The sequence below is a fragment of the Mycoplana sp. BE70 genome (assembly GCF_031455855.1).
Taxonomy (GTDB): domain Bacteria; phylum Pseudomonadota; class Alphaproteobacteria; order Rhizobiales; family Rhizobiaceae; genus Mycoplana.
In genome coordinates this window covers 13,307-38,451 of sequence record NZ_JAVDTM010000010.1, presented here as the reverse complement: position 1 = coordinate 38,451, position 25,145 = coordinate 13,307, and the positions used below count along the sequence as shown (strand labels likewise).

Below are 25,145 nucleotides of genomic sequence, written 5' to 3'. Positions count from 1 at the left end.
CATCTCCCACGGATCGTCGATGACCAAGCATGCTTTGAAGAACATTCCCAACCACGTTGCCATCATCATGGACGGCAACGGGCGCTGGGCCAATGTTCGCGGCCTGCCGCGCAGCATGGGGCATCGCAAGGGCGTCGAGGCCGTGCGGGAGGCGGTCCGCACCGCGGCTGAAGCCGGCGTCGGCTATCTGACCCTTTTCGCCTTCTCCTCTGAAAACTGGAGCCGGCCGGAGAGCGAGGTCAGCGACCTGCTGGGCTTGCTGAAGACCTTCATACGCCGGGATCTCGAGACACTGCACCGTGAAAACGTCCGCATCCGCGTCATCGGGGATCGGTCGAACCTGCGCAGCGATATACTGCCGCTCCTTCTCGAGGCTGAAGAACGCACGCGCGGCAACACCTCCATCCAATTGGTGATCGCGTTCAACTACGGCTCGCGGGACGAGATGGCTCGTGCCATGCGCTCGATCGCCGGCGACGTGGCCGCGGGGCGGCTGCATCCGGCGGACGTGACCCCGGAACTGATCAGCGCCCGGCTGGATACGGCCGACATACCCGATCCCGACCTCATCATCCGCACCAGCGGCGAAGAGCGGCTTTCCAATTTCCTGCTCTGGCAGGCAGCCTATTCGGAACTCATGTTCATTCCCGATTTCTGGCCTGATTTCTCTCGGGCGACCTTCCTCGATGCGCTCGCGAACTTTGCCGGGCGCGAACGCCGATTTGGCGGCGTGACGGCACAGACGCTCGCAGTGGGCTCCTGATGAGCACGGAACTCCGCCTTCGCATCATTTCCGGCATCGTCATGGCCGTCGTCGTGCTGGCCGCGACCTGGGCGGGTGGCCTGCCGTTCCGCCTGCTGTCGGCAGCGATCGCCTTGCTCGTTTATTACGAATGGTCGACGATCACCCGGCTGGCTGAGATCGACTTTCGCGGTAACGCCTTCGGCTGGGCGGCAACGGCAGCCGCTTGCGCAATGACGGTGTTCGGTGAAGCCGAGATGGCGTTTGTGACCGTCTGCGCGGCCGTCATCGTCTCGCTCCTGCATGTTCTGTCATTCAGGCGCAGTCTCTGGCTGCCCGGCGGCATCGCCTATGCGGGCCTGACGGTGCTTTCCCTGACGGCAATCCGGGCGGATGATGCGACCGGGCTGATCGCCATGCTGTTCGTTTTTGCGGTGGTGTGGTCGACGGATATCCTGGCGTATTTCGTCGGCAGGGCCATTGGCGGCCCGAAGCTGGCGCCGTCGATCTCACCCGGCAAGACCTGGTCCGGGGCCATCGGCGGCACGGTTGCGGCGATCATTGCCGGCAGCGCGCTTTATCTTTGTTTCTTCCCTGCGACCGGGTTGTGGATACCGTTTGTCGCCCTCGTCCTGTCGGTGTTCAGTCAGGTGGGGGATCTGTTCGAGTCCTTCCTGAAGCGACGCTTCGGGGTGAAGGATTCCAGCAAGCTCATCCCGGGCCACGGGGGCGTTATGGATCGGGTCGACGGTCTTGTTTTCGCCTGCTTCGCGGCGTTCCTGCTGGGAACGGCCGCGACGGTGGCCGGGCCTTCCGTCGCGTCGACGGGCGCGTTCCTCCTCGGACTTTGACGCCTGTACTTGTAAGGAGGCCAACTGGCCATGGAACTGTTGTCGCAGGCGTTTGGATTATTGACGGGCACCATCGTTCCGTTCCTGGTCGTGCTGACGCTGATCGTCTTCGTCCATGAAATGGGACACTATCTTGCCGGGCGGTGGTCCGGCATCGGCATCACGGCGTTCTCGATCGGCTTCGGACCGGAGATCGCCGGTTTTACCGACCGCCGCGGCACCCGCTGGAAGCTCTCGGCAATCCCGCTCGGTGGCTATGTCAAGTTTCATGGCGACGAGGATGCGGCGTCGACACCGGACTATGCCAAGCTCGGCACGCTGTCTCCGGACGAGCGGGCGCGCACATTTCTCGGTGCTGCGTTGTGGAAGCGAGCCGTAACCGTCGCAGCCGGTCCGATTGCCAATTTCATCCTTGCCATCGCCATCTTCAGCGTCACCTTCGCGGTCTATGGTCGGCAGGTGGCCGATCCGATCGTGGCGGAGGTGCGCGAACCGAGCGCCGCGGCGACAGCAGGTGTCTTGCCCGGCGACCTGTTGGTCGCGATCGATGGCACGCCGGTTCGCACCTTCGACGACGTGCGGCGCTACGTCAGCGTGCGGCCCGAGGTTCCGATCGTCGTCACGATCCGGCGCAACGGCGCCGAGCAGAACCTCAGTATGGTTCCGGATCGGACGGAATTGACCGATCAGTTCGGTAACAAGATGGAAGTGGGCATCATTGGAATCGTGACGAACGAGGCAGCCGGCAATTTCCGCCAGGTCAGCTACGGCCCGCTGGAGGCTGTCGGGCAGGGTGTGCTGCAGTCTTGGCAGATCGTTACCGGAACCTTCGACTATCTCTCGAATGTCGTTACGGGGCGGATGAAGGCCGATCAGATCGGCGGACCGATCAGGGTGGCGCAGGCGTCAGGCCAGATGGCGACGCTGGGTGTGGCCGCATTGCTGCAGCTCGCCGCTGTTCTCTCTGTTTCCATTGGACTTTTAAACCTTATGCCGGTTCCGGTACTTGATGGTGGGCACCTGATGTTCTATGCGGTTGAGGCCATTCGAGGAAGGCCGGTCGGTCCTAGAGCACAGGAAATCGCTTTTCGGATCGGCATGGCGCTGATTCTGATGCTGACCGTGTTTGCAACCTGGAACGACACGTTCGGCAGACTTGGATAGTGTAGAGGGTGTTTTGCAGGTTGGAGGCGCGCGAGGAAGGCTCGATAAGATACTGTTTACCGTAAACGAAAGCATTTCGTGACCAATGGGCCACGGTTCGAATTGAAGTAAACAGAAATTAACGGCCGACCTTGCTTGTATAGCAAAAGCGGTTAAAACGGCAGCGTGACCGGAGTCGGGTTCGAGTTCGCCGCGAGACATTGAAACAAAGGTAAGTTGTGAAAATGAAAGCTGGTTCAAGATTTTTGAACGCGGTGTCTGCCGTTGCCCTTTCGACGAGCATGGTGGTGGCTGGTGGAGCAGCTGTCTCGCTCGTCGCCGCAAGTGCCGCAGAAGCTGCCGTTATCCAGCGCGTGGATGTTCGTGGCGCAAGCCGTGTCAGCGCCGAAACCGTGCGGGCAAACCTCAGCATTCAGCCCGGCAAGAGCTTCAGCAACGCCGATATCGATGAGTCCGTGCGTCGGCTGTTTGCGACCGGGTATTTCTCCGATGTGCGAATCAGCGTTTCCGGCAGCACGCTCGTCGTCGTCGTCGATGAGAATCGCCTGATCAACCAGGTGGTCTTCAACGGCAACCGCAAGATCAAGGACGACAAGCTCGCGGGTATCGTGCGCTCACGGTCCCAGGGGCCGTTCAGCGAGACGACCATTGAAGGCGATATCCAGTCCATCAAGGACGCCTACGCCGCGATCGGTCGTAGCGATGCCACGGTCACGACGCAGACCTATGATCTCGGCAACGGACGCGTCAACCTGGCCTTTGTCATCAACGAGGGCGACAGGACCAAGATTTCGCAAATCAACTTCGTCGGCAACAATGCCTATAGCGACGGCCGTCTGCGTTCGGTCATCAACACGAAGAAATCCGGTCCGCTGTCGTTCCTGACCCGCAAGGATGTCTACGACGAAGGGAAGTTGCGCGCCGATGAGGAGGTGCTGCGTCAGTTCTACTTCAACCGCGGTTACGCCGACTTCCAGATCGTGTCGTCGGAGGCCGTGCTCGATGAAAGCACGAACGAGTACACGCTGAATTTCACCGTCGAGGAAGGTGAACGCTACAATTTCGGCGACATCACCGTCGAATCGACCGTCGAGGGCATCGACGCCGAGGAGCTCAAGGGCCTTCTCGAAACGCGCGCCGGTTCTGTCTACCGTGCGAGCGACGTGCAGGATTCGATGTCGGAAATTTCGAAGCGCGTGGCGGCGAAGGGGTATCCCTTCGCGCGGGTAACGCCGCGGGGGAATCGCGACTTCGCCAACCATACGATTGCGGTGGACTATCTGGTCGACCAGGGTGAGCGCGCTTACATTGAGCGCATCGAGATTCGCGGCAACACCCGTACGCGTGATTACGTGATCCGTCGCGAGTTCGATATCAGCGAAGGCGACGCGTTCAACCAGGAAGTGGTCACGAGCGCAAAGCGGCGTCTCGAGGCGCTCGGCTTCTTCTCGACCGTCAATGTCTCGACGGCTCCGGGCAGCGCTTCCGACCGCGTCGTGCTGGTGGTGGACGTTCAGGATCAGTCAACCGGCACGTTCGGCGTCGGCGTCGGATACACGACCGGCAACGACGGCGGCTTCAAGCTGGAGGCCTCGATCGAAGAGCGGAACTTCCTCGGTCGCGGCCAGTACATCCGCATCGCCGCGGGCGGTGGTTCTGATTCGCGCAATTACAACCTGTCGTTCACGGAGCCGTATTTCCTCGGTTACCGTCTTGCGGCCGGCTTCGACATCTTCCGCAATGAGGACAACTCCCAAGACTTCTACGATGTCGACAGCCAGGGGGTCACCTTGCGGGTGACGGCCCCGATCACTGAGGACCTGTCGACGACGCTGCGCTACAACTACTCGAAGTACGACTACAGCACGAGCGTCAACCAGACTGAAGACCAGAACAAGGCTCCGGAAAACCAGGACATTTCGGACCCCTACTGGGCTGCGATCGACGGCAGCCCGTGGGTCCGCTCTTCGGTTTCGCAGTCGCTGACCTACGATACCCTCGATGATCGCAAGCTGCCACGTGAAGGCATCTATGCGACCTTCACGCAGGAATTCGCTGGCCTTGGCGGCGACTCCGATTTCTACAAGATCTACGGCAAGGCACGTTATTTCCAGACGCTGATGGAAGATGCCGACATCATCGGCAGTCTCACCGCCGGTGCCGGATACATGACGCCGACCAGCGGCGATCTGATGGTCTTCGACCAGTTCCAGCTGAACGCCAACGATCTGCGCGGCTTCGAAAGCGGCGGCATCGGTCCTCGCATGACCAATGGCGACGAGATCGGCGGTACGACCTACTTCACGGTCTCGGCCGAAACCACGTTCCCGATACCGTTCATCGCGCGTGACGCCGGCTTCCGCGGCGCATTGTTTGCCGATGCCGGTACCCTGTATGGCAACAAGGTCGACATCGGAAACGACAACGTCCAAGGGACAAGCATGTCCTGGCGCGCATCTGTCGGCGCCAGCTTGATCTGGTCTTCGCCGTTCGGTCCGCTGCGTGTCGACTATGCTATTCCGGTCGTCAAGGAAGACTTCGACGAGGAGCAGCGGTTCAAGTTCGGCATTTCGTCGAGCTTCTGATCCCGGCAGTCCAGAACTGCGAAGAACAAACTGTTCTGGAGTCCACGCTGATGGAACAAAACTGGTTTTTTCCACCGCATGACGGTGTTCGCCTGGGCGACTTGGCGAACACGCTCGGGGCGGAGCTGTCGGATCCGTCGGCGGCCGCAAGGATCGTGCGCAACGTCGCGCCCGTCTACCGGGCGAAGGATGGCGACATCTGCTACATGCTGTCGCGCAAGAGCAAGTCGGAACTCGAGACCTGCCAGGCGACGGCTATCCTGTGCGACAAGGCGCTGGCTTCCATCGTTCCTTCGCACATCGCCGTGTTGCAGACGTCCCGGGCCCACATGGCCTTTGCGCTTGCCGGCGAAATCCTCCAGCCATCGGCCATGCGGCCGGCGTTAACAACCTCCGAACAAGCCGGCATTTCCCCGCACGCTTTTGTCGATCCGACGGCTCGGCTTGAGCCCGGCGTGGTCGTCGAGCCCATGGCGGTCATCGGTGCCGATGTCGAGATCGGCGAGGGAACCCACATCGGCCCCGGCGTCGTTCTCGGCCCCGGAGTGAAGATCGGTCGCGACTGCACGATCGCCGCCGGCGCAAAACTGCAATGCGCGCTCGTCGGCAACCGGGTCATCGTGCATCCCGGTGCCTGCATCGGTCAGGACGGTTTCGGCTACGGGCCCAGCCCCAAGGGTGGCATGATCAAGATCGTTCAGGTCGGCCGCGTCATCATTCAGGACGACGTGGAGATCGGTGCGAACACGACGATCGACCGCGGCACGATGGACGATACGGTCATCGGCGAGGGGACCAAGATCGACAACCAGGTCCAGATCGGGCACAACGTCCGGATCGGCCGTCATTGCGGCATCGTCAGCAAGGTCGGCATTGCCGGCAGTGCCCGCATCGGCAATGGCGTGATGATCGGCGGCGCTGCGGGCATAAACGGCCATATCACGATTGGTGACGGCGTTCAGATTGCGGCGATGAGCGGCGTTGTCGCCGACATCCCGGCGGGCGAACGCTACGGCGGCATTCCGGCGCGCCCGATGCGCGACTTCCTCCGTGACGTCGCTGAAATAACGATGCGGGCGACCAACAGAAGCAAGAAGACGGGTGACAACGAATGAGCGAGGAAATGAAAACGGCCTTGGGCGTTGCCGAACTGAAGGAAATTCTGACACTTCTGCCACACCGCTATCCCTTCCTGCTGGTGGACAAGATCGTCGAGATCGACGGGGACAACTCCGCCATCGGCATCAAGAACGTGACCGTCAACGAGCCGCAATTCATGGGCCATTTTCCGGACCATCCGATCATGCCCGGCGTTCTTCTGATCGAGGGCATGGCGCAGACGGCTGGGGCGATCTGCGCCCGCAAGACGGGTTCGGGAACGAACCTGGTCTACTTCATGACCATCGACAACGCCCGCTTTCGCAAACCGGTGGTGCCGGGCGATCGCGTCGAGTACCACGTCGTCAAGCAGAAGCAGCGTGGAAATATCTGGAAATTTCACTGCGATGCAAAAGTTGATGGGCAACTTGTCGCCGAAGCTGATATCGGCGCGATGATCGTCAACAAGGAAGACGCCTGAATATGATTGCAGTTAGTGCCAGGATCCATCCGCTTTCCGTCATCGAAGACGGAGCGGAGATCGGGGAGAATGTCGTTGTCGGCCCCTTCTGCCATGTGGGGCCGAAAGTCGTTTTGGGGGAGGGCGTTGAGCTTCTCAGCCATGTCGTGGTCGCCGGGCGCACCACGGTTGGCCGCGGCACGCGCATCTTCCCTTCAGCTATCGTCGGCGGTGAGCCGCAGAGCGTCCACCATGGCGGTGAGGAGACGACGCTTTCGATCGGCGAGCGCAATACCATCCGTGAAGGCGTGACGATGAACACGGGCACGACGGACGGCGGCGGCAAGACGGTCGTCGGCGACGGCAACCTGTTCCTCGCCTATTCGCATATCGCCCACGACTGCACCGTCGGCAACAACGTGATCCTGTCCAACAACGTCATGCTCGCCGGACACGTCACCATCGAGGACCGTGCCATCCTCGGCGGTGGTTCCGCCGTCCATCAGTTTACCCGCGTTGGCCGCCAGGCCTTTGTTGGTGGGCTCTCCGCCGTCTCCTATGATGTCATTCCCTATGGCATGCTGAACGGCAATCCGGGCATTTTGGGTGGCCTGAACGTGGTCGGCATGTCACGCGCCGGCATAGACAAGCCGACGATTCACCGCGTGCGCCGCGCCTTTAAGCAGATTTTCGACGGGGAAGGTTCGATCCGAACCAATGCCGCGGCGATCCGCGAGGAGTATCAGGATTGCGCCCCGGTGATCGAGATCCTCGATTTCATCGCCGCCGACAGTGACCGCGCGCTTTCCTCACCGAACCGCAACAAGGCCTGATCCGAATGGCGAGCGGTCGGCCGGAGAGCGCAAAACGGCTGGCCATCATCGCCGGCAGTGGGCTTTTGCCTGTCCATCTGGCACGGGCTGCCCGCCTGCATGGGGAGAACCCCTTCGTCCTGACGCTCGCCAACGAGGCTGATCAGGACTGGTCGGACTTCGAGCACCAGCCCGTCGGCGTCGGCGACTATGCGGCGATGAGCAACGCCTTTGCCCGCGAGGGAATCGACCGCGCAGTACTCTCAGGCGCCGTGCAGCGCCGGCCGGAGTGGCGCGAGATCCGCCCGACCCTGCGAACGCTCCTGCAGATTCCCGCCATCGTGCGCACGCTCCTGAACGGCGGCGACGACACGGTCCTGAAGATGGTCATCCGGCTGATCGAAGCGAATGGCGTGCGCGTCGTCGGCGCACACGAGATCGCACCGGAACTGCTGGCGATAGAGGGCGTCATCGGCAAGATCGCTCCGAACGCGGAGGATCTGCGGGATATTGCCGCGGCCTCGGCTGCAGCGCTGGCGCTCGGCGCCCTCGATGTCGGGCAGGGCGCCGTTGCCGTCGGCGGTCGGGTGGTGGCGCTGGAAGGTGCGGAGGGAACCGACCAGATGCTCGAGCGCGTCGCCGACCTGCGCCGGCAGGGGCGGATCTCACAAAGCCGAAAGGGCGTGCTGGTCAAGCTTTGCAAGCCCCGGCAGGACACCCGCGCCGATCTGCCGTCGATCGGGCTCGATACGGTGCATTGGGCCACAGCGGCAGGCCTTGCCGGCATCGCGACCGAAACCGGTCGCTCCCTGGTCCTCGACCGTGAGCGGCTTGTCGAAGCGGCGGATCGTGCGGGGCTTTTCGTCTCGGGTATCGTGCCAGGCAAGGAGTGAACCGATGCCCCGTCCGCTCAAGCTTGCGGTGATTGCAGGAGAAGTTTCCGGCGACCTTTTGGGGGGCGATCTCGTTGCGGCCCTGCGCCGCCAGTTGCCGGATGATATCGCGCTGGTCGGTGTCGGCGGCGAGGCGCTGCAGTCTCAGGGGCTCGTGTCGCTGTTCGACTACTCCGAGCTGTCGATCATGGGTGTTTCGCAGGTTCTTGCAAAGCTGCCGAAACTGCTTCGACGCATCCGCCAGACGGCCACCGCGATCATCGAGGCGAAGCCCGATCTCCTCGTCATCATAGACAGCCCCGATTTCACCCACCGCGTCGCGCGTATCGTTCGCCGGCAGATGCCCGGCCTTCCGATCGTGAACTACGTGTGCCCAAGCGTATGGGCCTGGAAGGAAGAGCGCGCACCGCGGATGCGCAGCTATGTGGATCATGTGCTCGCCGTCCTCCCCTTTGAACCCGAGGTGATGCGGCGGCTGCAGGGGCCTCCGACGACCTATGTCGGACACCGGCTGACAAGCGACCTTCAGGTCAATGCAGTTCGCCTTGCGCAGATGCAGAAACCGGTGCCAGCGCTTGGAAGCGGCTTGCCTAGAACCTGCCTGCTGTTGCCGGGCTCGCGGGCGGGTGAAATTACCCGGCTGCTTCCTGTCTTTCGGGAAACGGTCGATGAGCTTGCCGCAGGCAAGGTTCCGTTTTCGTTTCGATTGCCCACCGTGCCGCGCCAGGAGGCACTCGTCCGACAGATGGTTGCGGAATGGCCGGTGAAGCCGGAAATTACGGTTGCGGGTGAAGACAAGTGGCGGGCATTCGAGGCGGCGGACGTGGCGATAGCGGCGTCGGGTACCGTGTTGCTGGAGCTTGCGCTCGCCCGGGTGCCGGTCGTTTCCTGCTACAAGCTCGACTGGATTGCGAAGCTGATGACGCGCAGGATCAAGACCTGGACTGCGGCTCTTCCAAACCTGATCGCAGATTATGCCGTCATACCGGAATACCTCAACGAGGTGGTGCGCCCAGGCAGTCTGGCGCGTTGGGCGGTGCGGCTGACGCACGATACGGCCCAGCGACGCGCCATGCTGGAGGGGTTCGATCTGGTTCATGCGCGCATGCAGGATGAGCGCTCGCCGGGAGACAAGGCAGCCGACGTCATCGTTGCGTTGCTGAGACAGAAAAAGCCCGATCTGGTCTGATCGGGCTCATACCACGGCAAACGGTCGACAGGTGATCAGCGATCGACCCGGCTGACGGCATCGGGCACTCCAGCGCCTGCCGTATCGCCGGCATTCTCGGTGTAGCGGCGTTCGGCCGTCTCGACGCTAACGTCCGGTTGACGCTTCATGGTCAGCAGCGCCAGCGCCAACGCGGGCGGTTTCACCAGCGTCAAATAAGCCTTTTGGCGCGCATCGCCATCAATCTTGGTCGCATCGCTCCAGGCCTCGATCCGCTGCTCGAACAGGGTGTCGGCGCGCGTGGTCGTCTTATAGCCCTGAGCGGCATAGGCGGCGGTGCTGGGAGATACGGTTACGATCTGCGACATGGATGGCTTCCGGGCTGTAAGCAACCCTCATTAGCAGTTGCAGGTCTTGAATCGATTAATCTCCGTAATTGAATTTTAAGCAAATTTTAACGGGTCAACAGACACGACGAATGCGGGCCCGCAGCAATTGGCGTCGGCACTCTTGCTTCCCGGGGCCGAACTCCGTCATAAAGCCGACTACGACCGCCTGCATGGGCGCAATGGGAAATGGCCGCGTGCGGCGGTGGAGTGATCGCGATGAAACCGATTTTTGTGCAACTGCAGTGTGCTCCGGGCAAAACCTATGAGGTTGCCGATGCGCTCTATGCGACCGAGCTGATCTCCGAACTTTACTCGACGAGCGGCGACTACGACCTTCTGTTGAAGGTCTATGTCGAGAGCGAGGAGGATATCGGCAAGTTCATCAACGACAACATTGCCGTGATTCCCGGGATCGTTCGTTCGCTGACCACCCTGACGTTCCGGGCGTTCTGAGAACAGGCTCCCTGCAACTTTCCCTTTTCGGGAACATGCGCTAAAGCACGCGCTGAACCGAGAGAAGGCGAAGATGGCAGGTATCGAACACAGGCAGGTGGACCAGGACGAGGCGGGGATGCGGCTCGACCGATGGTTCAAGGTCCACTATCCGGGACTCGGCTTCGGCCAACTGCAGAAGTTGCTGCGCTCGGGGCAGGTCCGGATCGACGGCGGTCGCGCCAAGACCGATACCCGTGTCCAGCCGGGCCAGACGGTGCGTATTCCACCGATGGGCGTCGACGCCAAGGATGTGAAATCCGGTCCGATCGCCAGCCGTGACCTGAAGCATTCACCCGATGCCGAACTGCTGTCGCGGATGCTGCTGCACGAGGACGACAAAGTGTTCGTGCTGAACAAGCCGCCGGGCATCGCCGTCCAGGGCGGCTCCGGCGTTACCCGTCACATCGACCAGATGCTCGAGGCCTGGACGAGCCAGAAGGGCGAGAAGCCGCGCCTGGTCCACCGTCTCGACCGCGACACGTCCGGCGTGCTGGTCGTCGCGCGCACGCGCGGCGCCGCACAGAAGCTGACGGCCGCCTTCCGCGAACGTGACACGAAGAAGACCTACTGGGCGATCGTCAAGGGCGTGCCGCGCAAGCGAGAGGACCGGATCTCGACCTGGCTGGTCAAGGAGCAGACCCCGGAAGGCGACCGCATGCGGATCGCCAAGCACGGCGAGGAGGGGGCCGATCATGCAGTGTCGTATTATCGCGTGATCGAACAGGCAGGCCAGAATTTCGCGTGGCTGGAAATGGAGCCCTATACGGGCCGCACCCACCAGCTTCGCGTCCATGCCGCCCACATCGGCCACCCGATTCTGGGTGATCCGAAATATTTCGACGCGGACATCAACTGGCCTTTCCCAGGCGGGGTTCAGAATCGTCTCCACCTGCATGCCCGCCACATCGATATTCCGCATCCGTCCGGCGGGCGGCTGCGTGTGTCCGCCCCGTTGCCGCCGCACATGGTGCAGACCTGGAACCTCTTCGGCTTCGACCGGAACGCGCAGGACGAGGACGATTGATGCGCCTGGTGCTTTTCGACTGTGACGGCACGCTGGTCGACAGCGCGGGCCTTATTCATGAAGTCATGGCGCGGACGTTCGAGGAGTTCGGGCACGGTCGTCTTGAGCTTGAGGCAACTAAGAGCATCATCGGGTTGACGCTCGACATCGCCATTGCGCGCCTGCAGGGCAAGGCGCATGTGGACGACGAGGCGCTGGCGATGACAGCGCACTACAAGGCGATTTTCACCAGCGTGCGCGCCGAGCCGGGCTTTCAGGAACCGCTGTTTGCGGGCATCGGTGGACTGATCCGCCGGCTGGAGCGCCAGGACGACATGCTGCTCGGCGCGGTCACCGGCAAGTCGCGGCGCGGACTGGATGCGATCCGCCTCGCGCACGGCTTCGAGAAGACCTTCTTCGTCTCGCGGACGGCGGACGACTGTCCCTCCAAGCCGCACCCGGCAATGGTCGCAGAATGTTGCGCCGAAACCGGGATCGATGCGACGCAGACGGTTGTTATCGGAGATGCGATCTACGATATGCAGATGGCAAAGGCGGCCGGCGCGCAAGCGGTCGGTGTCGCCTGGGGTTATGCCAGTGTTCCCGAACTCGTCGAGGCGGGCGCGGACCACATACTAAGGGAGCCGGCCGAACTGCTGCAGTGGCTGGAGTTATCCGATGCGTGAAATTCTCTCCGACCTTTCCGACGCCATGAGTGATCCTGATCCGGTTCGCCGGGCCCAGATCCAGATGAAGCGGCCGCTGCCGAAGCGGTTCTACAAGGAAGTCTCGATCGGCCAGACCAGCGACGGGTACAGCATCCTGCTCGATGGACGGGCGGTGCGGACACCGGCAAAGCAACTGCTCGCCGTCGATACGGCCACCCTGGCCGATCGGTTGAAAGAAGAATGGGAAGCACAGGGCGAGGAAATCGATCCGGCGAAAATGCCGGTGACGCGGCTCGTCAACACAGCCCTGGACGGTGTCGCCGACAATCGGCAGGCGGTCTTCGACGAGATCGTCCGCTTCGCCGGAACCGACATGATATGCTACCGGGCCGATAGCCCGGAGCGGCTGGTCGAGCAGCAGCGCGAGGGCTGGGACCCCGTGCTGGACTGGGCCGCTACCACCCTTGGCGCCCGTTTCATCCTGGCTGAAGGCGTCATGCACCAGGAACAGCCGCAGCCGGCGATCACCGCGTTTGCCGCCGCACTGGCGAAATTCGATTCGCCGCTTGCGCTTGCCTGCATTCATACGGTCACCACGTTGACGGGCTCTGCGATCCTTGCGCTCGCCTTCGCGCACGGCCGCCTTGATGCAGAAGCGGTATGGAAACTTGCGCACATTGATGAGGACTGGCAGATCGAGCACTGGGGTACCGACGAAGAAGCGTTTCGTCGCCGGGAGCTTCGCTGGCACGAACTCGAGGTCGCAGCCGGGGTGTTTTCGGCAGTCACATCTGGCTGAGCCATCCGCCGTGATGTTTACCATCGACGCAGGATTGCATTGCGCCGGTCCGTGTCGGTGTGCGATGGGGGTTGGATCAGGGGCTAATTCGCCTTGGCGGCGAGTGCATAGAATACGGATTCAAACTTTATGCTAATGTCTTTCCTTCGTGTGCCGCTCGCCGCGCTCGCGGTTCTTGCGATGTCCATCACCGCGGGAGCAGAAACACTAAAGGATATTCGCAAGGTGGCGGTGAGCGGGGACGGCTCCGTTTCAGCGGCGCTGGTCAAGATGACCGGGCAACAGCTGAAACAGGCGATCCGCTCCACGCGCCGGCCGGTGCCGTTGCCGAAGGTGATGATGGATGTGCGGCTCTCGAATGTGGTTCGGGGGACGGGCGCGCAGGCTGGGCGCAATTCCGCACAGGTGACCGTGGCCCTGCGGGATGGGTCCGGAGCGTCCGTTTCGAGCGAGAACTTCACGGTGAACAGCTTCATGCCGGGGGCAAAAGCTGGTGACAAGGCGCTGGCCAACGCGATTTCCCAGCGCGTTGCGGTCGCCTACCGGCTCGCTCCGATCAAGGCGGTAACTGGCGGAAAACGCTCCGGCAAGCACAAGCTGCGCTCGGGGTCACGATCCACCACACCTTCCGCGGTCGCAGCGGCCGAGCCGCGCGCGGAAGATCCCATCATTATCCCGAGCGAGGCGGCACTGACCGTGCGCCCGCGCGTCCGCAAGCCGAAGGCCGACGTCAGCGCAAGCGCCGATGCCAAGCCGGCTCCCTGCGCGGCAACTTCGGCGACGAGCTGCAACTGATCTCCGGCGGCAAGCGGACGGTGAAGCAGCCGGTACGCCCCGGCGGATGAGGCGATTTTCGCCTGCGACTTGATCCAGCGCCAATAAAGCCGGATATTGGGTGACGCCCCTCATCGGCCTGGTTGCCGCACGGAGGTCGCTATGACGCTCGCCGACCGCCTGTCCCTGTATCAACCCTACGCGTTGACCGCGCTCAGGATCATGACGGCGCTGCAGTTCATCGAACATGGGACGCAGAAATTCTTCGACTTTCCCCCGGCGGCACAGCCGTTCGGCGACCTGGTGAACCTCATCGGCGTCGCCGGAGTGCTCGAGGCAATCGGCGGCGGTCTCATCCTGATCGGCCTTTTCACACGGCCGACGGCCTTCATCCTCAGCGGCTTCATGGCCACGGCCTATTTCATCGCACATATGCCGGTCGATTTCTGGCCGGTGAACAACCGCGGCGATGCCGCGATCTCGTTCTGCTTCATCTTTCTCTATCTCGTCTTTGCCGGGCCGGGCGCGTTTGCGCTCGACAACCGGCGAAGCTGAAGGAGAGTCAGGCGGCGAATTTCAGGCCCATGATGCCCGTGACGATGAGGACGATGCAGCCAAGGCGCATGGCCGTCACCGGCTCGGCAAAGAGGATGATGCCGAGGATGACGGTTCCGACTGTGCCGATGCCGGTCCAGACCGCATAGGCGGTACCCATCGGCAGGTTTTTCACCGCCATGCCGAGAAGCACCACGCTGATGACCATGGCAGCGGCCGTAAGGGCAGTCGGGAGAGGTTTAGTGAAGCCGGCCGTGTATTTCAGGCCAATCGCCCAACCAATTTCGAAGATACCGGCGAGTGCAAGCAAAATCCAGGACATATCCTGCTCCGTTTCAAAGGAGCGGGGCCGTCCCCGCGTTCGATTCCCGCGTCGTGATCGATTCGCGGCTGCAGTCGTCTGCTGTTCGACTATATCGCGGCAAGAGGGACGAATGACAAGAGGCGCCCGCGCAGATCAGTCATGCGCGGGCGCCATGGTTCACGTTTTTCGCCGGCGTGCGGGTCAGCTCAGCCGCTCGGCATGCCACCTGAGGTGGTCATCCATGAAGGTCGAGATGAAATAGTAGGAGTGGTCATAGCGCTCGTGCATGCGCAGCGTGAGACCGATTCCCGTGCCCTTGACGGTCTCCTCGAAAAGCCAGGGGCGAAGGCCGTTTTCCAGGAAGCCGTCGGCCTTGCCCTGGTCGATCAGGAACTCCGGGAACCGGGCGCCGTCCTCGACGAGCGCGCAGGTGTCGTACTGGCGCCACGCGGCTTGATCCGAACCGAGGTACTTTTCGAATGCCGGAGCAGACCAATCCGCGGTCGAAGGTTGCACGATCGGCGCGAAGGCGGAGCAGCTTTTGAAGCGGTCAGGGTTCCTCAGGGCAATCGTCATGGCGCCATGCCCGCCCATCGAGTGCCCGAAGATGCCCTGGCGGGACATGTCGACGCGAAAATGCTCGCCAACCAAGGCCGGCAATTCCTCGGTGATGTAAGTGTACATCTGGTAATTCTCGGCCCAGGGCTTCTCGGTAGCGTCCAGATAGAAGCCCGCGCCCTTGCCCATCTGCCAATTGGTCAGTTCGTCCGGCACGTCGTTGCCGCGTGGGCTCGTGTCGGGGCAGACGATGATAAGGCCCAGTTCCGCAGCCATGCGCCGATATTCACCCTTTTCCATGACGTTCGCGTGGGTGCAAGTCAGCCCGGAGAGATACCACAGGACAGGACAGGGCTCCTTGGTCGCCTTCGGCGGAACGAAGACGGCGAAGGTCATTTCGCAATTGGTAACAGACGAATCGTGGGCGTAGACGCCCTGCATGCCGCCAAAGGCCTGGTTCTGGGAGATAACTTTCATGGGAACTCCATTTGCAATTGCGGTCACGCGGCAAGTGCCACTGCCGCATTGACGGCGGCTGCGACCAGTACGGTGTTGAAGAAGAACGACACAATCGCATGCAGGAGGTTCAACTTGCGCATTTCGGTCGTGGTGATGGACGTATCCGAGGTCTGTGCTGTCATGCCGACAATGAAGGCGAAGTAGAGGAAATCATAAATGCCCGGCTCGTCCGTCTGCGGAAAAGCCAACCCGCGCATGTCCGGATGCAGGCGCCGGCCGCGATGCGGGCGCCAATAAACGTGCGCGTAGTGGATTGCCGCCATGGTGTGGATGGTGAACCAGCCGAGGACGACGCAGGCGAAGGAAAGGGTCAGGTCCAACGGTCGAACGTTACCGCTCTGATGGAGCACAACGAAAAGCGAGGCCAAGGCGATCGCAAAGACGCCGATAGTCACCACCAGTATGATCGCCGCCGGTGCATCCGTGTCGACGGCATGTTTTTTCAGGTAGTCGCCGCTCAGGTCCGGCAGGCGCCGGGCAACTAAGAACAGATATAGCAGGAAGAAGGCGATGCCGGACAGCTGTGCTGCGAGTGCGGCGTTCAACCACAGAGCCGCCGGCAGCACCAGGAGGGCGACGACCGCGGCAAAATAAAACGGGCGATGGCGTCCGTGCAGTCCGCTCCGGTCAAGCGAGGCGCTCATGCCGAATCGCCTTGCGCGCTGGACTTGGCCCGGCGGCACAGGCGGTCCAGCGTTTCGAGAAATGCCGAGCGATCGCGCGCGGAGAAGGCGGCGTTGTAGCCCTTGCTTTCTCCGGTTTCGCGCAGGTGCTGACCGAGATCGCGCATGGCCGAGGCCATGCCGATATTGCTCTTGTCGAAAGGGCGGCCCGTCGGACCCGTCACCAGCGCGTCCTTGGCGACACAGCGCCCGGCAAGCGGCACATCCGCCGTGACGACGATATCGCCGGGACTCACGTGTTCAACGATCCAATCATCGGCCGCGTCGAAGCTGCCTGAGACGATGACATTCCTGACCATCGGATCGCGCGACGGACGCAGGCCGGAATTGGCGACGAAAGTCACTTCCAAACCGTGCCGCTCGGCAACCTTGAGGATTTCCGGTTTCACCGGGCAGGCATCGGCATCGACGTAGATCATGGCGTTGCGTTCGGTCCTGTCTCGTGCCTCAGGCGCCACGGTTCGTGGCCGGCCGCACCATATCGATATGGGGTATGCCGTCCTCCAGATATTCCTCCGAAACCGGGGAAAAGCCAAAGGATTCATAGAAGCGTTTCAGGTGGCTTTGGGCTGACAGGGCGATTTGCGCTTGTGGAAACCGCAGTTCGCAGGCGGCAATCGCCTCCCGCATCACCGCTTCGCCGAGCCGCTTGCCGCGGTGTGCCGGGGAAACCACGACCCTTCCGATCCGGGCCAGGCTATTGGTCCCGTCCGGTGGCAGAATACGTGCGGCAGCGATCAGATCCGCACCCGAAAGCAGCCGCAGATGCAGCACGTCGACATCGCGGCCGTCAAGGTCGGGGTAGGGGCATTCCTGCTCGACGACGAAGACGTCGACGCGCAGCTTCAGCAGCGCATAAAGTTCGACGGCGGAGAACGCGTCCATTCTCCGCACGTCGGCCCTATAGGCATAAGTGGCCATCAATAGACCACGACACCACGAATGCTCTCGCCCGAATGCATCAGCTCAAAACCCTTGTTGATGTCTTCGAGCGGCATGGTGTGGGTGATCATCGGATCGATCTGGATCTTGCCGTCCATGTACCAGTCGACGATCTTCGGCACGTCGGTGCGGCCGCGCGCGCCACCGAAGGCGGTGCCCATCCAGTTGCGGCCGGTGACCAGCTGGAACGGACGCGTCGAGATCTCCTGGCCGGCGCCGGCGACGCCGATGATCACCGACTTGCCCCAGCCGCGATGCGCCGATTCGAGCGCCTGGCGCATCACCTTGGTGTTGCCGGTGCAGTCGAAGGTGTAGTCGGCGCCGCCGATCAGGTCGCCGTTGCGCTTCGTCATGTTGACGAGATGGGGCACGATGTCGTCACCGACCTCCTTGGCATTGACGAAGTGGGTCATGCCGAACTTCTCGCCCCAGGCCTTGCGGTCGGGATTGATGTCGACGCCGATGATCATGTCGGCGCCGGCGAGCCGCAGCCCCTGCAGCACGTTGAGGCCGATGCCGCCGAGGCCGAAGACGATCGCCGTCGAGCCGATCTCGACCTGCGCGGTGTTGATCACCGCGCCGATGCCGGTGGTGACGCCGCAGCCGATGTAGCAAATCTTGTCGAAGGGGGCGTCGGGATTGACCTTGGCGACGGCGATCTCCGGCAGCACCGTGTAGTTGGCAAACGTCGAGCAGCCCATGTAGTGGTGGATCTTGTCCTTGCCGATCGAGAACCGCGAGGTGCCGTCGGGCATCAGGCCCTGGCCCTGGGTCGAGCGGATCGCCGTGCAGAGGTTGGTCTTGCGACTGAGGCAGGAATAGCACTCGCGGCATTCCGGCGTGTAGAGCGGGATGACGTGATCGCCCTTCTTCACCGAGGTGACGCCGGGGCCGACGTCGACGACGATGCCGGCGCCCTCATGGCCGAGGATCGCCGGGAACAGCCCTTCCGGATCGGCGCCCGACAGCGTGAAGTCGTCGGTGTGGCAGATGCCGGTGGCCTTGACCTCGATCAGCACTTCGCCGGCGCGCGGGCCTTCGAGCTGTACGGTCATCACTTCCAGCGGCTTGCCCGCCTGAACGGCGACGGCGGCGCGTACGTCCATGATCTTTCTCCTAAAACGTCAACAGATTCTGTCCGGCGCGGACCATCGCAGAGCAACCCCCGCCGCTCAAGCCCGCAATGCCTCAATCTTTGTTGTTCCGGTCGCGGCCAGCAAGCTTGCCGATCTCCGCTTCGAGGGCAGCGATCGCAAGTCCGGTCTGCTCGTGCAAGCGGCGAAGCTGATGCAATTGTTCCATCAGCGGGTGCAGCCCTGGCTCCGACTCGACTTCGGGCGGAGCCTCGCCGACACCGGCGATCAGCCAGGAGGGTGACACGCCGAGCACACCGGCGAGCATGAAAAGGGCCTGTGTGCGCGGTTCGGCATGATCGCGCTCCCAATCTGCCACGGTTTCTTCCGGCAGCCCCATCCGGGTCGCGACTTCCTCGAGCGACATATCAAGCGCGTCCCGCGCCCGCCATATGCGACCGCCGAGCGTGTCGCCGTCGGCGTGGCTGGATCGAAAGGGAATGGTGTTGTTGTCGCCGGTTTCGGCCATTGCGGTCTCCGTTGTCGTGGCTTCAAGCTTAAAGACCGGCAGAAGGCAAGGCTACTCCAATTGCGCCGCCTTCGGACGCATGGTTTGCCGGCATTGCGCAAAGGGGACGCTAACATCCGGGCCGACGTCTTGACCTGGCAGCCAGCAATGCTGTTGAAGCGGGGCCAGCCTTCGATGCCGCCGATTCCAGCCATCGCGGTACGATCGAGACTGGCGACAGGCGAGCCAAAGGTACCCCATGCAAACGTCGGCGACGGAACACTTCAGACAACAGACGATGCAGGGCATGGCGCTCATGACATTTGCCATGATGCTACTGCCCGGAATGGATGCCATCGCCAAGTACATGGCGACCTATGGCGGCATGTCGCCCGGGCAGGTGACCTTCTATCGGTTCTTCTTTCAGCTCGTCTGCACGCTGCCGCTGCTGCTGACGGTCGGTGGCAAGGACGCGTTTCGCGCCAAACGGCCATGGATGAACCTTCTGCGGGGAATATTGCATGGGGGCGCCAGCCTGCTGTTCTTCGCGGCGGTCAAATACATGCCGCTGGCGGACGTTTTCGCCATCTATTTCGTCGAACCCTTCATATTGACGGCGATGTCGGCCGCCTTTCTCGGAGAGCGGGTCGGCTGGCGGCGGTGGCTGGCGATCGCCGTGGGCTTTGGCGGTGCATTGATCGTCATCCAGCCGAGCTTCGCCGTTTTCGGCATGACATCGCTGCTGCCGGTTGGCTGCGCCTTCCTGTTCTCGCTCTATCTGTTTCTCAACCGGGCGATCGGGGAGGGCGATTCGCCACTGACGATGCAGACGATCTCCGGATTTGGCGGGATGCTGTTCCTGGGGGGCGCGTTAATAGTAGGCAATGGCGCCGGTATTGCGGATTTCGAGCCGTCGCTGCCGCAATCAGGGTTCGCGCTGGTCCTACTTCTGATTCTTGGAGGCTTGTCCGGCTATGCGCACATTCTCGTCGTGCGCGCTTTCCGGATGGCGCCGCTGTCGCTGCTGGCACCTTTCCAGTATTTCGAGATCATCTCCGCCACAATTCTCGGCTACGCCATCTTCGGCGAATTTCCGGGTGTCTGGAAATGGGTGGGGATCTCCATCATCGTCGGGTCCGGGCTGTTCATCCTGTGGCGAGAGCGGGTGAATTCGGCCAAGCGGGCATAATCGCCTGCCCGATTCGCGGGCAATTAGCTCTCGTTTGCGAAGCAACCCCTATCGGTCGATCGTCACCGGTCCGAAGACCCTCTCGAAGGCTTCCTTCAGGCGCACGTCGACATCGCTCATCATCACGGGCAGGCCGAGGTCGACGAGACTGGTGACGCCGTAGCCGCGGATTCCGCATGGGACGATCCCGTTGAAATGCTCCAGGTCCGGGTCGACGTTCAGGGAAAGCCCGTGAAAGCTTACCCAGCGTCGCAGGCGGATGCCGATCGCGGCGACCTTGTCCTCCGCCGGCGAGCCATCGGGTAGAGTCGGCCGTTCCGGACGCTGCACCCAGACGCCGACCCGGTCTTCACGGCGTTCGCCCCTGACATTCATTTGCGCAAGCGTTTCAATGACCACGTCCTCGAGTGCAGCCACGAAGGCACGCACGTCCTGGCGGCGGCGCTTCAAATCGAGCATGACATAGACGACGCGCTGGCCAGGCCCATGATAGGTGTATTCACCGCCGCGCCCGGTCTGGAAAACGGGAAAGCGATCCGCGTCCACGAGGTCCGCGCTGTCCGCACTGGTGCCGGCGGTGTAGAGCGGCGGATGCTCGACCAACCAGACAAGTTCGTCTGCCTCACCTGCGGCGATCGCCGCAGCTTCGCGTTCCATCGTTTCCACTGCGACGTCGTAAGGGGTCAGACCCGATTCTATCCGCCAGCGTGCCGGCCGCGAACCGGGTGCGGCGAACATCGATCTATCAAGTTCAGCACGTTGCATGATGCGTCCTTTTGGCAATTCCCCGCCAATATAGGCCGGAGAGCGCGGGGATTTGAGGGGGGAAAAGCCGCTGTTCACAGGGCCTGTTGAAATTGTTGTTTTTCCCGTCAGATTTCTGTCGCAGTGGCCTTGTGCACCCAAAACGCTTTTGCTACATGCACCCCCGTCGGCGCAAGTCGACGCCTACCACGATGCGGTCGTGGCGGAATTGGTAGACGCGCAGCGTTGAGGTCGCTGTGGGGCAACCCGTGGAAGTTCGAGTCTTCTCGACCGCACCAAAAACCCGGCTTCGGCCGGGTTTTTTGTTTATGTTCAAGTGGTTGGATCTTCAGGTGTCCCATGGCAAGTCCAAGCGGCATTTTGACCATGGCTGTTTTCACCGGGCTCCAGCGCTCGGCACTTCGCGTATGGACTTCCGATGTTTTCGAGGTCCCACACAGCCGAGCGTATGGGGTGGGGGCAAGCTGCCCACGCTACCGGGGCCGCTACACAGTACTGCCCCTGACTGCCCTTCCGGTACTGCGTGCTTCGACGGTTTTCGGCACACCGGGCGGCGAATGGACACGAAGACGAGCTTGTGTCAGAGATGTGTCGCATATCTAATTTAGGTGACTCTTTCCCTCGCCACTCAAGTGGGGCTCGCGATGAAGATGGAACCTGCCGCGCTTGAAGCATTGCGCGAAAGACACCGTCGCTGGCTCGCGCGACTTGGTATTCTGGATAGGCCGTGGTTGATTCTCGGCTCTGCGCCATCACCTACGATCCCGCCTGATGTGATCGGACACTGTGCACGCGTCGACATCAACAACTCGGGCAAGACGGCCAACGCACTGGGCCTCCCGCCCGCCGACCTGACGTTCCGCAAGCGGAGGAAGTCCTGGGAAGAGCATCCCCATGTCAGGACGAGGGGCCTTCTATGGCTCCATAACAAGCCTCTTTGGTGGATGCATCTGGAGCTTCTGGCCAAGCCGGACGTGCGCTATGAGAGCCTGATGCGCGCCACCAAACCTGAGCGCGAGGCGATCGTCGATGTCGTGAGCGGCGGGCTTCCCTCTGACATCGGAGAAGTCGGCAAGGTGACGAACGGAGTTGCCGCCCTCTGCTACGCACTTTTCATGGGCGTGCCGTCTGTAACCCTTGCGGGGTTCTCGATCACCACGATGGGCCATTCTTACGACGACAAGGAAAGAATTCGCCGGCAGATCGCCGAAGACACTTTCGTTCTGACGCGCTTGAAGGACCGAGGAGACGTCTTCACGACCGAATTGGATCTGTCCGAGGGTATCGGTTTGCCTCTCGTTCGCGATGAGGGCGGCGGCGCCAGACCGGCTTCAATTGTGACTGGTCCTGGCCGAAACCATATTCCCTGAGAGTGCCCCTCCATCGGACGTCCGCATCTGCGAGAAACCTGGCGTCGGAGTCGCCGCCGGACGAATGCACTGTCCTCAGCCTGCATTGTTGCGCTCGGCAGTGTGTCCGGTTGTCACATAGCTCTCATGGAAGTCTGATTGAATCGCCGCGATGAACACTACGACAGAGTCCAGTAAACATTGCGGTGGCATATTCACGATGGTTTCTCTCAAGGCGATAAGAAAGGCTTGCCGCAGAGCGCTCAGGCCGATGCAGAGCAGGTTTGGTTCCGTCCCTGACGATTTCTCGCGGCTTCCTCCCGGACGCTCACATCAAGCCGTGGCCCTCACACCCGACATATTCGACCTGGTCGGCGACAATTGGCGGGACGGTCCAGAAAAACCATTGGCTTTCTTTTGGGATTTCAATCCATGGAAGCGGGACTTCGTGTCACGCTATTTCCCGCAGTTTCGCACGGTTTTCGTGTCGAAAAATCGTCCTTGGCGCAGTGTCAGTGCAATGCTGGACAACTGCGACCTTACCGGGACGCGCTTTGTGTTGTGGGGGGCGGTCGAACGGCCTGATGTCACTGCCTATGCTTCCGCCAGAGAGATTCCCGTGTTGCGCGTGGAGGACGGCTTCGTCCGATCGTCGGATCTCGGCGGGCGCCACACGACAGCACTTTCGCTCGCAATCGACGACCAGGGGATCTATTTCGATGCCCGCAGTCCGTCCCGCCTGGAAACACTCCTGAATGAGACGGATTTCGGTGCAATTCCCGAATTGATCGAAGCGTCCCGGGCGCTGCTCAAGATCATTCGCGACCTCAATGTCAGCAAATACAACCTCGCCTGCGCTCAGGCGGCCGACGAAGTTCTCGGCATGCAGATACGCCGACGGATACTGGTTCTTGGGCAGGTGGAGGCGGATGCGTCGATCCGTTGCGGACTCGCGGCCGGCTGGACGGACCTCCGGCTTATCAAGCTGGCGCTGGAAGAGAACCCGGATGCGGAAATCCTCTACAAGCCGCATCCCGATGTTCTCAACGGGTTACGAAACAATCTCCATGCAATGGACGAGTATACGGCTTACTGCCGCGTCCTGGAGGGAGATCTCATCCTCGGCGCACTCTTCGAGCACGTGGATCACGTCTATACGTTGACGTCCCTGTCCGGATTTGAAGCGCTCATCCACGGCGTGGGGGTTACGACCATTGGTGCACCGTTCTACTCCGGCTGGGGGCTCACGGACGACAGGGTGCAGGTGGAGCGTCGCAAACGGCGGCTTACTGTCGAAGAAGTCTTCTGTGCTGCCTATCTGCTTTACCCGAAATACCTCGTCAGCCTGGATGATCCGGTTCGCGGGTGCCTGGCGACGATCATGCGAATCGTCGCCGAACGCCGCGACGCCACCGATTCGCTTGTCGCCGATGTCGCCGAGCGCGCCGAGTGCTTCGATTCGCATCTCTGGCCCGCCACCCTGCGCTCGGACGCGCTTGCGGTTGCACTCAGGGACGAACGGAACGATGCCATTCTCGCCCGGGGCGTCGGCCGCATCCTTGCAGTCGATCAAAGCCATCACTTCCAGCTCTTCGCCAGCTATCTGATCTGCGGCAAACTCAGAAATACGCCAGCCTATGTGCGACTCCTTGACGAGCTTCGTATCGTCTTGCCTCGGTTGGTGTTCGAGCGACTGGTCTGCGATTTATGGTCCTGCTATCCAGACCGGCATCTGCTGCGGCTTTGGGCGTCCTTGTGCGAGCAGTCCGGCGATGTGGAAACCGCCCGGTGTACGCTTGCCTATCTCGCGGACGGAAGCCTGACGGCACAGGCAAGCATGCCCCGCGCAGTGCCGATGTCCGGAAGCCAGTCGGATCGACTACGGCTGGCCCAGTTCGAATTGCGCAATCGCCGCACTGATGTCGCGCTGGAAATGTATCTCAAGCTCCTGTTGTCGGGAGACCTGCAGGCCGAGATGTTCGCAGGCATCGCGGAAATCGCTGTGCTTCGGAAAGACTTTTCGGCTGCAGGAAACATTCTCAAGGCCCTCAACGTCTATGAGCCTCGTTGGCGGAATGGACATGGCTATATGCTGGAGGCCAAGGTGCTGGCGCTCGATGGCCGTCCGTCCGATGTGATCGCCGCAATGGCCTCGGCGTGCTTCGTCGATCCAGGTCACGCCGAAAGCTGGCCGTCCTTTGAACAGTCCATCCCCGGGCCATTGCCGTATGATGACGCGCTACGCACTGCCGTCCAGTTCTTTGCCGCAGATTCGGTGAACGCCGAGACGCGCCGACTTATTGAGAAAGGCCGGATCGATGAGGCGGAGGCGTTGCTGTTGACGTCTGAACCGGGAGACGGCGAATTCGCCGACTACGCCGTTCAACTGTCGGAAATCTTCCGCGTTCGTGGAAAGCTCAAGGAGGCACGGCGCCTGATTGCAAGCGTGCTTGCCCGTTACCCGAAAGCGGCGGTCTATCGCGAAGCGGTGCGGGTCGCGCAGGCTTGCAAGGCCAGGGAGTGGGCGGACAGTCTGATCTACGCCTCGGCCGAACAGGGTTTAGATATCGGCGCAGCTCGCCATCACGGGGATGAGCTTCCTGCGCCGGATGTCGCTGGTTCGAGAAACCCGGCGTTGGAGCGCGGTATTGTTGAATTCCGCGCCTAAAACGTGTCGCGATTATTCAATTCGCTTGCCACGCTTTAGGTCCTTGTTCTTTCGCATGTCTTTGTCCCGGCACCGATCCCACTTTCGGGAGACATGCTTTAACGCCACGGAGCAACAGGGAGTCCGCCGCA

27 protein-coding genes and 1 tRNA gene are annotated in these 25,145 nt (G+C 61.8%); 19 read left to right on the top strand and 9 right to left on the bottom strand.

All coding sequences use genetic code 11. The annotated features are described in order from the left end of the window. Positions 1 to 19 precede the first annotated feature (19 nt). From J2Y48_RS18585 to lpxB, 9 genes are all read left to right on the top strand, one after another. The gene (locus J2Y48_RS18585) at positions 20 to 763 is read left to right on the top strand and encodes an isoprenyl transferase (RefSeq protein ID WP_310420956.1); all 744 of its coding nucleotides are present in this window, start codon (positions 20 to 22) and stop codon (positions 761 to 763) included. Further along, the gene (locus J2Y48_RS18580) at positions 763 to 1,593 is read left to right on the top strand and encodes a phosphatidate cytidylyltransferase (protein ID WP_310420954.1); all 831 of its coding nucleotides are present in this window, start codon (positions 763 to 765) and stop codon (positions 1,591 to 1,593) included. The genes J2Y48_RS18585 and J2Y48_RS18580 overlap by 1 nt, the downstream gene beginning before the upstream one ends. Positions 1,594 to 1,623: 30 nt before the next feature. Further along, positions 1,624 to 2,757, top strand: a complete 1,134-nt coding sequence (rseP, locus tag J2Y48_RS18575) for an RIP metalloprotease RseP (RefSeq protein WP_310420952.1) — start codon at positions 1,624 to 1,626, stop codon at positions 2,755 to 2,757. Positions 2,758 to 2,981: 224 nt separating this feature from the next. Beyond that, on the top strand, positions 2,982 to 5,342 hold the full coding sequence (gene bamA, locus J2Y48_RS18570) for an outer membrane protein assembly factor BamA (RefSeq protein WP_310420949.1): 2,361 nt from the start codon (positions 2,982 to 2,984) through the stop codon (positions 5,340 to 5,342). A gap of 50 nt (positions 5,343 to 5,392) precedes the next feature. Beyond that, on the top strand, positions 5,393 to 6,457 hold the full coding sequence (gene lpxD / locus J2Y48_RS18565) for a UDP-3-O-(3-hydroxymyristoyl)glucosamine N-acyltransferase (RefSeq protein ID WP_310420947.1): 1,065 nt from the start codon (positions 5,393 to 5,395) through the stop codon (positions 6,455 to 6,457). Then, a complete protein-coding gene (gene fabZ, locus J2Y48_RS18560) occupies positions 6,454 to 6,921 on the top strand; it encodes a 3-hydroxyacyl-ACP dehydratase FabZ (protein WP_310420945.1) in 468 nt (155 codons plus the stop codon). The genes lpxD and fabZ overlap by 4 nt, the downstream gene beginning before the upstream one ends. After that, positions 6,918 to 7,733, top strand: a complete 816-nt coding sequence (gene lpxA, locus J2Y48_RS18555; protein ID WP_310421263.1) for an acyl-ACP--UDP-N-acetylglucosamine O-acyltransferase — start codon at positions 6,918 to 6,920, stop codon at positions 7,731 to 7,733. Before fabZ ends, lpxA begins: the two co-directional genes overlap by 4 nt. A 5-nt stretch (positions 7,734 to 7,738) precedes the next feature. Next, complete coding sequence (locus tag J2Y48_RS18550; RefSeq protein WP_405030257.1) at positions 7,739 to 8,605, top strand: LpxI family protein; 867 nt, start codon at positions 7,739 to 7,741, stop codon at positions 8,603 to 8,605. Positions 8,606 to 8,609: 4 nt separating this feature from the next. Continuing rightward, positions 8,610 to 9,794 (top strand): lipid-A-disaccharide synthase, encoded by a 1,185-nt coding sequence (gene lpxB, locus J2Y48_RS18545; RefSeq protein ID WP_310420943.1) that lies wholly within the window; start codon positions 8,610 to 8,612, stop codon positions 9,792 to 9,794. Between the two features lie 35 nt (positions 9,795 to 9,829). On the opposite strand, the gene J2Y48_RS18540 is transcribed toward lpxB, so the two are convergent. Continuing rightward, the gene (locus J2Y48_RS18540) at positions 9,830 to 10,141 is read right to left on the bottom strand and encodes a hypothetical protein (RefSeq protein WP_310420941.1); all 312 of its coding nucleotides are present in this window, start codon (positions 10,139 to 10,141) and stop codon (positions 9,830 to 9,832) included. A gap of 237 nt (positions 10,142 to 10,378) precedes the next feature. Between J2Y48_RS18540 and J2Y48_RS18535 the strand changes: the two genes are divergently transcribed. From J2Y48_RS18535 to J2Y48_RS18510, 6 genes are all read left to right on the top strand, one after another. After that, positions 10,379 to 10,615 (top strand): Lrp/AsnC ligand binding domain-containing protein, encoded by a 237-nt coding sequence (locus J2Y48_RS18535; RefSeq protein ID WP_192245016.1) that lies wholly within the window; start codon positions 10,379 to 10,381, stop codon positions 10,613 to 10,615. 73 nt (positions 10,616 to 10,688) lie between these two features. After that, positions 10,689 to 11,681, top strand: a complete 993-nt coding sequence (locus J2Y48_RS18530; RefSeq protein ID WP_310420939.1) for an RluA family pseudouridine synthase — start codon at positions 10,689 to 10,691, stop codon at positions 11,679 to 11,681. Then, on the top strand, positions 11,681 to 12,346 hold the full coding sequence (locus J2Y48_RS18525) for an HAD-IA family hydrolase (protein ID WP_310420937.1): 666 nt from the start codon (positions 11,681 to 11,683) through the stop codon (positions 12,344 to 12,346). The genes J2Y48_RS18530 and J2Y48_RS18525 overlap by 1 nt, the downstream gene beginning before the upstream one ends. Continuing rightward, entirely contained in the window at positions 12,339 to 13,127 is a 789-nt protein-coding gene (locus J2Y48_RS18520) for an ATP12 family chaperone protein (protein WP_310420935.1), read from the top strand. The genes J2Y48_RS18525 and J2Y48_RS18520 overlap by 8 nt, the downstream gene beginning before the upstream one ends. A gap of 129 nt (positions 13,128 to 13,256) precedes the next feature. Further along, positions 13,257 to 13,922 carry a hypothetical protein gene (locus tag J2Y48_RS18515; RefSeq protein ID WP_310420933.1) on the top strand — a complete coding sequence of 222 codons (666 nt, stop codon included), beginning with the start codon at positions 13,257 to 13,259 and terminating at the stop codon, positions 13,920 to 13,922. 141 nt (positions 13,923 to 14,063) lie between these two features. After that, entirely contained in the window at positions 14,064 to 14,456 is a 393-nt protein-coding gene (locus tag J2Y48_RS18510) for a DoxX family protein (protein ID WP_310420931.1), read from the top strand. Between the two features lie 7 nt (positions 14,457 to 14,463). On the opposite strand, the gene J2Y48_RS18505 is transcribed toward J2Y48_RS18510, so the two are convergent. The 7 genes from J2Y48_RS18505 to J2Y48_RS18475 form a co-directional block, all read right to left on the bottom strand. Next, the gene (locus J2Y48_RS18505) at positions 14,464 to 14,778 is read right to left on the bottom strand and encodes a multidrug efflux SMR transporter (RefSeq protein WP_310420929.1); all 315 of its coding nucleotides are present in this window, start codon (positions 14,776 to 14,778) and stop codon (positions 14,464 to 14,466) included. 183 nt (positions 14,779 to 14,961) lie between these two features. Further along, positions 14,962 to 15,795: an S-formylglutathione hydrolase gene (gene fghA / locus J2Y48_RS18500; protein ID WP_310420927.1), complete on the bottom strand. Its 834-nt coding sequence runs from the start codon at positions 15,793 to 15,795 to the stop codon at positions 14,962 to 14,964. Between the two features lie 23 nt (positions 15,796 to 15,818). Next, entirely contained in the window at positions 15,819 to 16,481 is a 663-nt protein-coding gene (locus J2Y48_RS18495) for a DUF1345 domain-containing protein (RefSeq protein WP_310420925.1), read from the bottom strand. Next, on the bottom strand, positions 16,478 to 16,939 hold the full coding sequence (locus tag J2Y48_RS18490; RefSeq protein WP_310420923.1) for a YaiI/YqxD family protein: 462 nt from the start codon (positions 16,937 to 16,939) through the stop codon (positions 16,478 to 16,480). Before J2Y48_RS18490 ends, J2Y48_RS18495 begins: the two co-directional genes overlap by 4 nt. 28 nt (positions 16,940 to 16,967) lie before the next feature. Further along, on the bottom strand, positions 16,968 to 17,441 hold the full coding sequence (locus J2Y48_RS18485) for a GNAT family N-acetyltransferase (RefSeq protein WP_310420921.1): 474 nt from the start codon (positions 17,439 to 17,441) through the stop codon (positions 16,968 to 16,970). Next, the gene (locus tag J2Y48_RS18480) at positions 17,441 to 18,568 is read right to left on the bottom strand and encodes an S-(hydroxymethyl)glutathione dehydrogenase/class III alcohol dehydrogenase (RefSeq protein WP_310420919.1); all 1,128 of its coding nucleotides are present in this window, start codon (positions 18,566 to 18,568) and stop codon (positions 17,441 to 17,443) included. The genes J2Y48_RS18485 and J2Y48_RS18480 overlap by 1 nt, the downstream gene beginning before the upstream one ends. An 82-nt stretch (positions 18,569 to 18,650) precedes the next feature. Further along, positions 18,651 to 19,064: a helix-turn-helix transcriptional regulator gene (locus J2Y48_RS18475; RefSeq protein ID WP_310420917.1), complete on the bottom strand. Its 414-nt coding sequence runs from the start codon at positions 19,062 to 19,064 to the stop codon at positions 18,651 to 18,653. A gap of 295 nt (positions 19,065 to 19,359) precedes the next feature. Here J2Y48_RS18475 and J2Y48_RS18470 point away from each other — a divergent pair, with 295 nt between their 5' ends. Continuing rightward, positions 19,360 to 20,232: a DMT family transporter gene (locus tag J2Y48_RS18470; protein ID WP_310421258.1), complete on the top strand. Its 873-nt coding sequence runs from the start codon at positions 19,360 to 19,362 to the stop codon at positions 20,230 to 20,232. 48 nt (positions 20,233 to 20,280) lie between these two features. On the opposite strand, the gene lipB is transcribed toward J2Y48_RS18470, so the two are convergent. Continuing rightward, the gene (lipB, locus tag J2Y48_RS18465) at positions 20,281 to 20,997 is read right to left on the bottom strand and encodes a lipoyl(octanoyl) transferase LipB (protein ID WP_310420915.1); all 717 of its coding nucleotides are present in this window, start codon (positions 20,995 to 20,997) and stop codon (positions 20,281 to 20,283) included. Between the two features lie 193 nt (positions 20,998 to 21,190). On the opposite strand from lipB, the gene J2Y48_RS18460 reads away from it, so the two are divergent. From J2Y48_RS18460 to J2Y48_RS18450, 3 genes are all read left to right on the top strand, one after another. Next, positions 21,191 to 21,275 (top strand) — tRNA-Leu (locus tag J2Y48_RS18460). A 366-nt stretch (positions 21,276 to 21,641) separates the two neighbouring features. Further along, positions 21,642 to 22,367, top strand: coding sequence for a hypothetical protein (locus J2Y48_RS18455; protein WP_310420913.1), 726 nt, complete (start codon positions 21,642 to 21,644; stop codon positions 22,365 to 22,367). 499 nt (positions 22,368 to 22,866) lie between these two features. Next, positions 22,867 to 25,014, top strand: a complete 2,148-nt coding sequence (locus tag J2Y48_RS18450; RefSeq protein ID WP_310420911.1) for a hypothetical protein — start codon at positions 22,867 to 22,869, stop codon at positions 25,012 to 25,014. The last annotated feature ends 131 nt before the right edge of the window (positions 25,015 to 25,145 follow it).

Excerpts from the sequence above, each read along its gene's own strand:
- J2Y48_RS18470 (WP_310421258.1), top strand. The coding sequence starts at position 19,360 with ATGACATTTGCCATGATGCTACTGCCCGGAATGGATGCCATCGCCAAG.
- J2Y48_RS18515 (WP_310420933.1), top strand. The coding sequence starts at position 13,257 with ATGCTAATGTCTTTCCTTCGTGTGCCGCTCGCCGCGCTCGCGGTTCTT.
- lipB (WP_310420915.1), bottom strand. The coding sequence starts at position 20,997 with ATGCAACGTGCTGAACTTGATAGATCGATGTTCGCCGCACCCGGTTCG.
- J2Y48_RS18480 (WP_310420919.1), bottom strand. The coding sequence starts at position 18,568 with ATGGACGTACGCGCCGCCGTCGCCGTTCAGGCGGGCAAGCCGCTGGAA.
- fabZ (WP_310420945.1), top strand. The coding sequence starts at position 6,454 with ATGAGCGAGGAAATGAAAACGGCCTTGGGCGTTGCCGAACTGAAGGAA.
- J2Y48_RS18510 (WP_310420931.1), top strand. The coding sequence starts at position 14,064 with ATGACGCTCGCCGACCGCCTGTCCCTGTATCAACCCTACGCGTTGACC.
- lpxD (WP_310420947.1), top strand. The coding sequence starts at position 5,393 with ATGGAACAAAACTGGTTTTTTCCACCGCATGACGGTGTTCGCCTGGGC.
- J2Y48_RS18580 (WP_310420954.1), top strand. The coding sequence starts at position 763 with ATGAGCACGGAACTCCGCCTTCGCATCATTTCCGGCATCGTCATGGCC.
- J2Y48_RS18450 (WP_310420911.1), top strand. The coding sequence starts at position 22,867 with ATGCTGGACAACTGCGACCTTACCGGGACGCGCTTTGTGTTGTGGGGG.
- J2Y48_RS18520 (WP_310420935.1), top strand. The coding sequence starts at position 12,339 with ATGCGTGAAATTCTCTCCGACCTTTCCGACGCCATGAGTGATCCTGAT.
- J2Y48_RS18485 (WP_310420921.1), bottom strand. The coding sequence starts at position 17,441 with ATGGCCACTTATGCCTATAGGGCCGACGTGCGGAGAATGGACGCGTTC.
- J2Y48_RS18495 (WP_310420925.1), bottom strand. The coding sequence starts at position 16,481 with ATGAGCGCCTCGCTTGACCGGAGCGGACTGCACGGACGCCATCGCCCG.
- J2Y48_RS18585 (WP_310420956.1), top strand. The coding sequence starts at position 20 with ATGACCAAGCATGCTTTGAAGAACATTCCCAACCACGTTGCCATCATC.
- bamA (WP_310420949.1), top strand. The coding sequence starts at position 2,982 with ATGAAAGCTGGTTCAAGATTTTTGAACGCGGTGTCTGCCGTTGCCCTT.
- J2Y48_RS18530 (WP_310420939.1), top strand. The coding sequence starts at position 10,689 with ATGGCAGGTATCGAACACAGGCAGGTGGACCAGGACGAGGCGGGGATG.
- J2Y48_RS18525 (WP_310420937.1), top strand. The coding sequence starts at position 11,681 with ATGCGCCTGGTGCTTTTCGACTGTGACGGCACGCTGGTCGACAGCGCG.
- J2Y48_RS18455 (WP_310420913.1), top strand. The coding sequence starts at position 21,642 with ATGAAGATGGAACCTGCCGCGCTTGAAGCATTGCGCGAAAGACACCGT.
- J2Y48_RS18475 (WP_310420917.1), bottom strand. The coding sequence starts at position 19,064 with ATGGCCGAAACCGGCGACAACAACACCATTCCCTTTCGATCCAGCCAC.
- J2Y48_RS18540 (WP_310420941.1), bottom strand. The coding sequence starts at position 10,141 with ATGTCGCAGATCGTAACCGTATCTCCCAGCACCGCCGCCTATGCCGCT.
- J2Y48_RS18535 (WP_192245016.1), top strand. The coding sequence starts at position 10,379 with ATGAAACCGATTTTTGTGCAACTGCAGTGTGCTCCGGGCAAAACCTAT.
- rseP (WP_310420952.1), top strand. The coding sequence starts at position 1,624 with ATGGAACTGTTGTCGCAGGCGTTTGGATTATTGACGGGCACCATCGTT.
- lpxB (WP_310420943.1), top strand. The coding sequence starts at position 8,610 with ATGCCCCGTCCGCTCAAGCTTGCGGTGATTGCAGGAGAAGTTTCCGGC.
- J2Y48_RS18505 (WP_310420929.1), bottom strand. The coding sequence starts at position 14,778 with ATGTCCTGGATTTTGCTTGCACTCGCCGGTATCTTCGAAATTGGTTGG.
- J2Y48_RS18490 (WP_310420923.1), bottom strand. The coding sequence starts at position 16,939 with ATGATCTACGTCGATGCCGATGCCTGCCCGGTGAAACCGGAAATCCTC.
- J2Y48_RS18550 (WP_405030257.1), top strand. The coding sequence starts at position 7,739 with ATGGCGAGCGGTCGGCCGGAGAGCGCAAAACGGCTGGCCATCATCGCC.
- fghA (WP_310420927.1), bottom strand. The coding sequence starts at position 15,795 with ATGAAAGTTATCTCCCAGAACCAGGCCTTTGGCGGCATGCAGGGCGTC.